The 10,045-nt window shown below is 68.0% G+C and carries 8 protein-coding genes and 1 pseudogene; 5 read left to right on the top strand and 4 right to left on the bottom strand.

Annotated elements, in window-relative coordinates; genetic code table 11:
- The coding region (gene fdhD, locus G3N94_RS37090; protein WP_205799199.1) for a formate dehydrogenase accessory sulfurtransferase FdhD at positions 1–836 on the bottom strand (836 nt) is incomplete at its 3' end.
- 125 nt (positions 837–961) lie between these two features.
- Between fdhD and G3N94_RS37085 the strand changes: the two genes are divergently transcribed.
- Positions 962–1,444, top strand: a complete 483-nt coding sequence (locus G3N94_RS37085) for a nitrate reductase associated protein (protein WP_205799198.1) — start codon at positions 962–964, stop codon at positions 1,442–1,444.
- 105 nt (positions 1,445–1,549) lie between these two features.
- Here G3N94_RS37085 and G3N94_RS37080 read toward each other — a convergent pair whose 3' ends face one another.
- Complete coding sequence (locus tag G3N94_RS37080) at positions 1,550–1,948, bottom strand: acyl-CoA thioesterase (RefSeq protein ID WP_205799197.1); 399 nt, start codon at positions 1,946–1,948, stop codon at positions 1,550–1,552.
- 174 nt (positions 1,949–2,122) lie between these two features.
- On the opposite strand from G3N94_RS37080, the gene G3N94_RS37075 reads away from it, so the two are divergent.
- Positions 2,123–3,994, top strand: coding sequence for an ABC transporter ATP-binding protein/permease (locus tag G3N94_RS37075; protein WP_205799196.1), 1,872 nt, complete (start codon positions 2,123–2,125; stop codon positions 3,992–3,994).
- Between the two features lie 56 nt (positions 3,995–4,050).
- Here G3N94_RS37075 and murU read toward each other — a convergent pair whose 3' ends face one another.
- Positions 4,051–4,773 carry an N-acetylmuramate alpha-1-phosphate uridylyltransferase MurU gene (gene murU, locus G3N94_RS37070; RefSeq protein ID WP_241022288.1) on the bottom strand — a complete coding sequence of 241 codons (723 nt, stop codon included), beginning with the start codon at positions 4,771–4,773 and terminating at the stop codon, positions 4,051–4,053.
- 2 nt (positions 4,774–4,775) lie between these two features.
- Positions 4,776–5,846, bottom strand: a complete 1,071-nt coding sequence (locus G3N94_RS37065; protein ID WP_205799195.1) for a phosphotransferase — start codon at positions 5,844–5,846, stop codon at positions 4,776–4,778.
- A 214-nt stretch (positions 5,847–6,060) separates the two neighbouring features.
- On the opposite strand from G3N94_RS37065, the gene G3N94_RS37060 reads away from it, so the two are divergent.
- From G3N94_RS37060 to pdxA, 3 genes and pseudogenes are all read left to right on the top strand, one after another.
- Positions 6,061–8,433 carry an LPS-assembly protein LptD gene (locus G3N94_RS37060; protein WP_205799194.1) on the top strand — a complete coding sequence of 791 codons (2,373 nt, stop codon included), beginning with the start codon at positions 6,061–6,063 and terminating at the stop codon, positions 8,431–8,433.
- A gap of 73 nt (positions 8,434–8,506) precedes the next feature.
- Entirely contained in the window at positions 8,507–9,865 is a 1,359-nt protein-coding gene (locus tag G3N94_RS37055; protein ID WP_205799193.1) for a peptidylprolyl isomerase, read from the top strand.
- An 11-nt stretch (positions 9,866–9,876) separates the two neighbouring features.
- Positions 9,877–10,045 (top strand): annotated as a pseudogene (gene pdxA / locus G3N94_RS37050) (4-hydroxythreonine-4-phosphate dehydrogenase); the annotation flags it as partial.

Here is a 10,045-nt window from a genome sequence, read left to right as displayed (position 1 = left end):
AACACGGTGTCGTAATCGACGTAGCCGGTTGCGCGGCAGAAGCTGACGAGCCGCAGGCCGGCCCGCTGCGCGATCGCGATCGCGAGCGACGACGGCGCGGAGATCGTCGCGACCATCGGCATGCCGACGCGCGCGGCCTTGCGCACCAGCTCGTAGCTCGCGCGGCTCGACAGGAACACGAAGCCGTCGGTCGTGTCGGCGCGCGCGAGCACGAGCGAGCCGATCAGCTTGTCGAGCGCGTTGTGCCGGCCGACGTCCTCGAACGCCATCCGGATCGCACCTGTTGCATCGCACCACGCGGCCGCGTGCAGGCCGCCGGTCAACTTCGTCAGCGCCTGATGGGCCGGCAGCTCGCCGGCGGCGCGCGCGAGCGCGTCGGGCGCGAGGCGCGCGAGGAAGCCCGTGTCGGGCACGCGCTCCGGCGCCAGGTCGAGCAGGTCGATGCTCTCGATCCCGCACACGCCGCAGCCGGTGCGCCCGGCGAGCGCGCGGCGCTTGTCCTTCAGCGCGGCGAACGCCTGCTGGACGACTTCCAGGTGGACTTCGGCGTGCGGCAGCGGCGCGTCGGCATGCAGGATCACGTCGATGTCCTTGATGTCGCTGCCGCGCGCGACGATTCCTTCCGATATCGCAAAGCCGACCGCGAACGCTTCGAGGTCGCGCGGCGTGCACATCATCACCGCGTGCGAGATACCGTTGAAGACGAGCGCGACCGGCCATTCCTGGCCGACATGGTCGATGGCCGTCTCGACGGCGCCGCCGCGCGTGCGGCGCACGGCGAGGTCGATCGCGCCACGCGGTTCGGTGCGCAGTTCGTCTGATTCGGTCGGATTCACGAAAGGATTCCCGTTCGGTTGACGCGCGCGGGGGGCGGGCGACGAATCGCGCCGCCGCACACGCGCAGAGGTTCTAAAATACCTCAGACAGGCCGGCCGCGCCGGCATTCGCCAAGGTAACGACCATGGGACTCAGCGACGCACCGTTGCTCTTCAATTTCGAACGCGATTCATCGGAGAATTTCACGTACATCCCGATGATCGTGCGCTTCAATCTCGACCGCTTCGGCTTGCGGATCTCGCTCGAGCAATGGCAATTGCTGCCGCTCGAGGATCGCAAGCTGCTCGCGCGCTTTCCGGCCGACGACGACACCGCGATCGAGCCCAATTTCGACCACGCGCTGTTCGAGATGCTGCGCACGCATGCCGATCTCGAACCGACCTGGTTCCAGCCGGACGAGCAGCCGACCTGGCGCAGCATCGAGCGGGTGCCGGACGCGCTGGTGCAGCAGTGCGCGCTGGCGGGGCTGCCGGCGCCTGACGTCGTGCAGTGGCAACGGCTCGCGCCGTTCCAGCGCTACGTGCTGGTGAAACTGTCCCGCAAGCCGAAGCTGAACCACGATTTCGTGCCGGCGATGCGGGAGTTCGGGCTGACGACCACGCACTGACGCGGCACCCGCGCGACGCGGCCGGCGGCGCCGCGCGGGTGGCGGCTTGAGGTAAGCGCACCTGCGGGCCGCGCGCCTGCAGGCCGAGTCAGGCCTGCAGCGACGTCACTCGAGCGGCGGCAGCGGACGCGGCTTGCGGTCCGGGCCGGTTGCGACGTAGGTGAGCGTCGCTTCGGTCACCTTCACGATCTCGCCCGACAGCCGCATGCGCTGTGCATAGACCACGACGTCGACCGTGACCGACGTGTTGCCGGTACGCGTGACGGTCGCGTAGAAGCTCAGCAGGTCGCCGACGAATACCGGCTGCTTGAACAGGAACGAATTGACCGCGACGGTCGCGACCCGGCCGTTTGCGCGCTGGCACGCCGGAATCGAGCCGGCGATGTCGACCTGGGACATGATCCAGCCGCCGAACACGTCGCCGTGCACGTTGGCGTCGGACGGCTGCGGCATCACGCGCAGTGCGGGTTGTTTTTGCGGAAGGTCGAGCGGGGTGTCGGTCATGGTGGGGGCTTTCATCCTGTAATAAACGCACCAGTCCGCGCGGGGCGGCCGGCGAGGCCACGGACAGCGGCGCGAACCGGCTTCTGCGACAATACAACGTTCGCAAATTGTACGAGAAAGCGGGCGTGCCGGCCGACGACGCGCCCGGCCCGCACTGCCACCGACCTGTCCCCCATGCGCCGATTTCCTGCTTCCGGCGAGCCCGCGCCGCTTCAAACCGGGCCCCGCAACGACTGGCAGACCATCCGCTCGCTGCTGCCGTACCTCGCGACCTACAAATGGCGCGTGGCGTTTGCGCTCGCGTGCCTGATCGGCGCGAAGGTCGCGAACCTCGGCGTGCCGGTCGTGATGAAGCGGATCGTCGACCATCTCGCCGCGGTTCAGCAACTGACCGCGATCGGCCGCGCCGAGCAGTCGGCCGGGATCGTGCTCGCGGGCGGCGTCGGGCTGCTCGTCGTCGCATACGCGCTCGTGCGGCTGTCGACGTCGATGTTCACCGAGCTGCGCGAGATCCTGTTCTCGAAAGTGACCGAGAGCGCGGTGCGCCGACTCGCGCTGCAGGTGTTCCGGCACCTGCACGGGCTGTCGCTGCGGTTTCATCTCGAGCGGCAGACGGGCGGCATGTCGCGCGACATCGAGCGCGGCACGCGCGGGATCCAGCAGCTCATCTCGTATTCGCTGTACAGCATCCTGCCGACGCTCGTCGAGGTCGGCCTCGTGCTCGGCTTCTTCGTCGTCAAGTACGAAGCGTATTACGCGTACGTGACGTTCGCCGCGCTGATCACGTACATCGTGTTCACCGTGAAGGTGACCAACTGGCGCACGCATTTCCGCCGCACGATGAACGAGCTCGATTCGCGCGCGAATTCCCGTGCGATCGATTCGCTGATCAACTACGAGACGGTCAAGTACTTCGGCAACGAGGAGTGGGAAGCGCAGCGCTACGACGAGAACCTGAAGCGCTACCGCAAGGCCGCGATCCGTTCGCAGAACTCGCTGTCGGTGCTCAACTTCGGCCAGCAGGTGATCATCGGCACCGGGCTCGTGTTCATCCTGTGGCGCGCGACGCAGGGCGTGCTCGCGGGCAAGCTGACGCTCGGCGATCTCGTGCTGATCAACACGTTCATGCTGCAGCTGTACATTCCGCTGAACTTCCTCGGCGTCGTGTATCGCGAGCTGAAGCAGAGCCTCACCGACATGGACCGGATGTTCGGGCTGCTGTCGGCGCCGAAGGAAGTCGCGGACGCGACCGATGCGCGGCCGCTCGCCGTCGCCGGCGCGCAGGTGCGCTTCGAGCAGGTGAACTTCGCGTATGAAGCGTCGCGGCCGATCCTGCACGACGTCACGTTCACGATCGACGCGGGCACGACGACCGCGGTGGTCGGCCACAGCGGCTCGGGCAAGTCGACGCTGTCGCGGCTGCTGTTCCGCTTCTACGATCTCGACCGGCAGGCGGGCGGCGCGATTCGCATCGACGGGCAGGACATCCGCGACGTCACGCAGGAAACGCTGCGCGCATCGATCGGCATCGTGCCGCAGGACACCGTGCTGTTCAACGATTCGATCTACTACAACATCGCGTACGGGCGGCCGACCGCGACCCGCGACGAGGTGATCGCGGCCGCGCGCGCCGCGCACATCCACGACTTCATCGAAAGCCTGCCGAAGGGCTATGACACGCCGGTCGGCGAGCGCGGCCTCAAGCTGTCGGGCGGCGAGAAGCAGCGCGTCGCGATCGCGCGCACGCTGCTGAAGAATCCGCCGATCCTGCTGTTCGACGAGGCGACGTCGGCGCTCGATTCGCGCTCGGAGCGCGCGATCCAGCACGAACTCGAGCAGATCGCGCGGCATCGCACGACGCTCGTGATCGCGCACCGGCTGTCGACGGTCGTGCATGCGCAGCAGATCCTCGTGATGGATCACGGCCGGATCGTCGAGCGCGGCACGCACGACGAACTCGTGCGCGCGGACGGGCTGTATGCGCAGATGTGGGCGCTGCAGCAGCAGCGCGCGGCGGCGGGCGGCGAGGAGGCCGAGCAGGTCTGATCTGGTCTGGTCTGGTCTGGTCTGGTCTGAGCGGCAGCGGCCAGCCGTTCCCGCTGTCAGCGCATCGCGCGCAGGCGTGCGTCGAGCTCGCCGAGCTGCGCGGGCGTGCCGACGTTTTCCCAGATCCCTTCGTACAGTTCGCCCGTCGCGCGGCCGGCCTCGATCGTCGCGCGGAAGTACGGCGTCAGCGCGCGGCGTGTGCCGGGCGCGAGGTCGCGGAACATCCGCGTGTCGTACAGGCCGATACTGCCGAACGTGACGCGCGCGGCGCCGTCCAGCGACAGCCGGCCGTCGTCGCGGAGCACGAAATCGCCGGCCGGATGGAACGGCGGGTTCGGCACCATCACGAGATGCATCGCGGGGGTGTCGAGCGCGGCCATTTGCGCGGCGCGCGCGGCCAGCGAGCGATAGTCGAATTCGCAGAACACGTCGCCGGCGATGGCCACAAACACCGCAGGCCGGCCGTCGCGCTCGAGCAGCGGCAGTGCGTGTGCGATGCCGCCCGCCGTTTCGAGCGCGTCGCCCTCGGCCGAGTACGCGAGCCGTACGCCCCAGCGCGAACCGTCGCCGAGCGCGGCTTCGATCGCTTCGCCGAGCCACGCATGGTTGATCACGATCGTCTCGATGCCCGCCTGCGCGAGCCGTTCGATCTGCCAGACGATCAGCGGCTTGCCGCCGGCTTCGAGCAGCGGCTTCGGCGTCGTGTCGGTGAGCGGGCGCATCCGTTCGCCGCGCCCGGCGGCGAAGATCATCGCCGTGGTCAGGAAGGTATCGGACATGGTCAGAACGTATAGCCGACGTCGGCCGTCTTGTCTTCGAGTTCGTCGAGCAGCTTTGCGAACGGCACGAGCGGCCGGTAGCGCAGCGCGACCTTGCGCGCGTAGGCGATGAAGCGCGGCAGGTCCGCCAGGTAATGCGGCTTGCCGTCGCGGTAGTTGATCCGCGCGAACAGGCCGAGGATCTTGATGTGGCGCTGCAGGCCCATCCATTCGAGCTGGCGGTAGAACTCGCCGAAATCGGGATCGACGGGCAGGCCGGCCTTCTTCGCCTTTTCCCAGTAGTACGCGAAGCAGTCGAGCTCGAATTCCTCGTCCCAGCTGATGAACGCGTCGCGCAGCAGCGACACGACGTCGTAGGTCAGCGGCCCTTCGACCGCGTCCTGGAAGTCGAGCACGCCGGGGTTCGGCTCGCCGACCATCAGGTTGCGCGGCATGAAATCGCGCAGCATGAAGCCCTGCGGCTGCGCGCGGGCGCTCGCGATCAGCAGCGCGAAGGTGCGCTCGAGCGTGCCGCGCATCGCGTCCGTGACTGTCCTGCCGAGGTGCCGGCCGATGTACCACTCGGGCATCAGCTCCATCTCGCGGCGCAGGAAGGCGTCGTCGAACGACGGCAGCACGCCGGGCGCCGACGTCAGCTGGAAGCGGATCAGCGCATCGAGCGCGTCGCGCATCAGCGGCCGCGCGGCGAGCGGGTCGGCCGGGTCGAGCACCGAGATGTACGACGTCCGGCCGAGATCCGTCACGAGCATGAAACCCGCGTCGAAATCGTGGGCCAGCACCTGCGGCACGTGGACGGCCGCGTCGGCGAGCAGTCGGGCGACCTGGACGAACTCCCGGCACTTTTCGGGCGGTGGCGCGTCGACGGCGATCAGCGAGCCGCCGGGCTGCGACGCGGACGCGACGCGGAAATAGCGGCGGAAGCTGGCGTCCGCGGACGCGGGCGCGAGGGTGGCGAGATCGAGGGCAAAGCGCTCGGCGAGCGGGCGCAGCCACGCGCTGAGCGCATCGAGGCGGGCGTCGGGATGAGCGTCGGGGTGAGCGTCGGGATGAGAAGCGGCAGATGGGGGCGTCATGAAACTCGGCGGAGGGGAGAACGTCTTGCCATATAATACCCCACGACTTTTTTGACGCGCCCCGCGTCAGCTTCCGCCGCGCAGGCTCGCCGCCTGCCGCGCCGTTCGCCCGATCGCCTCCCCTGGTTTGCGCTCCGCCGCAGTCACGGTCCGATTGCGCGGGCCGCGATGCGCGAAGGCACGGGCTGACGAGGGGCGATTCGCCAAACGATAGATGCCGCCCAAACCGCTATTCCCGAATGTTTTCCCCGGTGACGGGGCGCCGCGCAAACGGCGGCTCGCGCTCGCGCTCCTGGCCGTGCCCGGCCTCGTGCCGGCCGTGTCGCACGCGCAGCTGACGGGCGCGGCCGCGCAGCCGCAGCCGCTCGACTCGCCGTGGGATCTGCGTCTCGCGCCCCAGCTCGAGGAGCGTCCGCTGAAGGACGGCTCGAAGCCGGCCACCTTCGTGATCGCCGACCACACGAGCGGGACGGCCGACCAGGACCTGGCCGCGAAGGGCTCCGCCGAGCTCCGCCGCGGCGACGCGGTCGTGAAGGCCGACGCGATCCACTACGACCAGGATACGGACCTGGCCGACGCGTACGGCCAGGTCAGGGTGGTCAACGGCGGCACGTCGTTCGCGGGCCCCGAGGCGCACCTGAAGGTCGAGGCGAACCAGGGCTTCATGACGGCGCCGAAGTACCACTTCAACATGACGGGCGGCTCGGGCAGCGCGGAACGCGCCGACCTGCTCGACAGCGAGCGCTCGGTGTTCGTCAACGGCACCTATACCGCTTGCTCGTGCGAGAAGGACCCCGCGTGGTACATCAAGGGCAGCCGCTTCGACTTCGATACCGGCGCCGACGAAGGCACGGTGCGCAACAGCGTGCTGTTCTTCCAGGGCGTGCCGATCTTCGCGACGCCGTGGATGACGTTCCCGCTGTCCGGCGACCGGCGCAGCGGCTTGCTGCCGCCGACGTTCTCGGTGAACTCGAACAACGGGTTCGAGCTGACGCTGCCGTATTACTTCAACATCGCGCCGAACCGCGACCTGACGCTCACGCCGAAGATCATCTCGAAGCGCGGCGTGCAGACGCAGGCGATGTACCGCTACCTGTCGACGACCTACTCGGGCACGTTCACCGGCGAGTACATGCCGCACGACGCGCTCGCGAAGCGCGACAACCGCTACGCGATCTACTGGCAGCACCAGCAGTACTTTGGCGGTGGCTTCGCGGGCTACGTCAACTACAACCGCGTGTCGGACAACACGTATCCGGAAGACCTCGGCTCGTTCACGAGCCAGTTCGTGAACGGCACGCAGACGCTGTACACGCAGGAAGCCGGGCTCACGTACAACAACGGCCCGTGGTCGGTGCTCGCGCGCTACCAGCACTACCAGACGCTGCCGCCGTCGTCGTCCGCGCCGCCGTACAGCCGCGAGCCGCAGTTGAACGTGCACTACACGAAGTACAACGTCGGCGGCTTCGACTACGGCGCGGAAGCGGACTATTCGCGGTTCCGGATCACGACCGGCGACATGACGCAGGGCGACCGGATCGTCTTCAACCCGTACCTCGCGTACGGCGTCTACGGCCCCGGCTACTTCGTCGTGCCGAAGGTCCAGTACCACTTCGCGTCGTACGACCTGAGCTCCCTGTCGTCGACCACGCCGAATGCGCCGAAGCGCTTCACCGAGTCGATCCCGACCGTCAGCTTCGACACGGGCCTGATCTTCGACCGCTCGGTGCACCTGTTCGGCCAGGACTTCATCCAGACGCTCGAGCCGCGTCTGTACTACGTCTATACGCCGTATCGCAACCAGTCGAATGCGCCGCTGTTCGATACGTCCGAGTCGGATTTCGGCCTGGCCGAGATCTACCAGCCGAACACGTTCGTCGGCAACGACCGGATCGCCGACGCGAACCGCGTGACGGCCGGGCTGACGTCGCGCTTCATCGACCCGAAGACGGGCGACGAGCGCGCGCGCTTCGTGATCGCGCAGCAGTACTACTTCGCAGACCAGCGCGTGACGCTGAACAGCGGGCAGGCCGCGTCGCAGGCGCGGCACTCCGACGTGATTGCAGGCGCGTCGTTCAAGCTGGGCTCCGGTTTCGCGTCGGAAACGGCGTTCCAGTACAACCAGAACAACAACCAGCTCGTAAAGTCGAGCATCGGTTTCGGTTTCAGCCCGGAAGTGCGCAAGGTGATCAACGTCGGGTACCGCTACACGCGCGGCACCACGACGCTCGACGGCCAGCCGATCAACCAGTTCCTCGTGTCCGCGCAATGGCCGCTGACGCGCCGCCTGTATTCCGTCGGCCGCTTCAACTACGATCTGACCGGGCACCGGCTGGTCGACGGCGTCGTCGGCTTACAATACGACGCTGACTGCTGGGCAATCGGGGTCGGGGTCCAGCGGTACTCGAACGGGGTGAACTCGTCGAACCAGCAGACCACCGCCACGCGTTTCCTGGCGCAGTTGACGCTCAAGGGGCTGTCGAGCATCGACAACGGTCTCGTGTCCGCGTTCCGCGCCGGCGTGCCGGGCTATACGCCGTTGCCGCCCGCGCCGCCGCCGTTGTCCCGCTTCAGCAACTACGATTAACGCCGAGGCGCCCGAGCGGCAGCCGAAGGCGCCGGCACCGGATCAGCCCGATTTGAATGGAGTATCAGTGGCAATGAAGAAAACCCTTCGCTACGCGGCCATCGTGTCCAGCCTCGCCGCGACCGCCGCGCTGCTCGCTCCCGCGCCGGCCGCGGCGCAGGCGCTTGGTGCGCAAGGCGCGCAGCTCGCCGACGAAGTCGTCGCGGTCGTCAACAACGACGTGATCACGGGCCGCGAGCTCGACCAGCGCGCGGGCCTGATCGCGCGCCGGCTGCAGCAGCAGAACGCGCCGGTGCCGCCGGTCGACCAGCTGCGCGCGCAGGTGCTGAACCAGATGGTGCTCGAGCGTATCCAGGTGCAGAAGGCCAAGGACGACGGGATCCGCGTCGACGACGCAGCCGTGCAGACGACGCTGCAACGGCTCGCGCAGGCGAACGGGATGACGCTCGACCAGTACCGCTCGCGGCTCGAGGCGCAAGGCGTGCCCTGGAGCATCTTCACGAGCGACGCACGCACCGAGCTGACGCTGTCGAAGCTGCGCGAGCGCGAGGTCGACAGCAAGATCACCGTGTCGGACGCCGAAGTCGCGAACTACATCGCGAGCCAGCGCGGGCCGAACGCGTCGCAGCAGCAGGACCTGCGCTTCCAGCACATCTTCGTCAAGGCGCCGACCAATGCGCCGCAGCAGGATATCGAGGCCGCGCAGGCGAAGGCCGACGCGCTGCTGAAGCAGGCACTGTCGGGCGCGGATTTCGAGCGGCTCGCGAAGAACAATTCCGAAGCGAACGACGCGAAGAAGGGCGGTGACCTCGGCTTCAAGTCGCCGGGCTCGCTGCCGTCCGAAGTCGTCGGCGTCGCATCGAAGCTGCGCCCGGGCGAGGTCAATCCGACGGTGATCCGCGTGCCGGACGGCTTCGAAATCGTGCGCCTCGTCGACCGCCGCCAGAGCCAGGGCACGTCGGCCGCCGCGCCGAAGATCGTGCAGACCCACGTGCGCCACATCCTGCTGCGCGTCGGCGAAGGCAAGTCCGAAGGGCAGGCGCGCCAGCAACTGGTCGACATCCGCAAGCAGGTCGAGGCCGGCGGCGATTTCACGAAGTTCGCCCGCACCTATTCGCAGGACGGTTCCGCGTCGCAGGGCGGCGATCTCGGCTGGATCAGCCCCGGTGAGACCGTGCCCGAATTCGAGCGTGCGATGAACAACCTGCAGGACGGCCAGGTCAGCAACCCGGTGCGTACCGAGTACGGCTACCACCTGATCCAGGTGCTGGACCGCCGCGAGGCAGAAGGCTCGGTGCAGCAGCAGATGGACATCGCGCGTCAGGCGATCGGCCAGCGCAAGGCCGAGCAGGCGTACGCGGACTGGCTGCGCGAGCTGCGCGATTCGTCGTACGTGCAGTACAAGATCGGCGGCATGAGCCAGCCGAACTGAGCGAGCCGACGATGACGACGCCCGCGCTGCCCGTGCTGCCCGCGCTGCATATCGCGATCACGACCGGCGAGCCTGCGGGCGTCGGCCCGGAGCTGACCGTGCAGGCACTGCGCGATGCCGGCCGGCGCTGGCCCGACGCGCGTTTCACGGTGCTCGGCGACGCGCAGCTGCTCGCCGAGA

The sequence above is a fragment of the Burkholderia sp. Ac-20353 genome, from assembly GCF_017104785.1.
Taxonomy (GTDB): domain Bacteria; phylum Pseudomonadota; class Gammaproteobacteria; order Burkholderiales; family Burkholderiaceae; genus Burkholderia.
The sequence above is the reverse complement of the archived record's forward strand: the minus strand, read 5'-3'. Positions and strand labels throughout refer to the sequence as shown.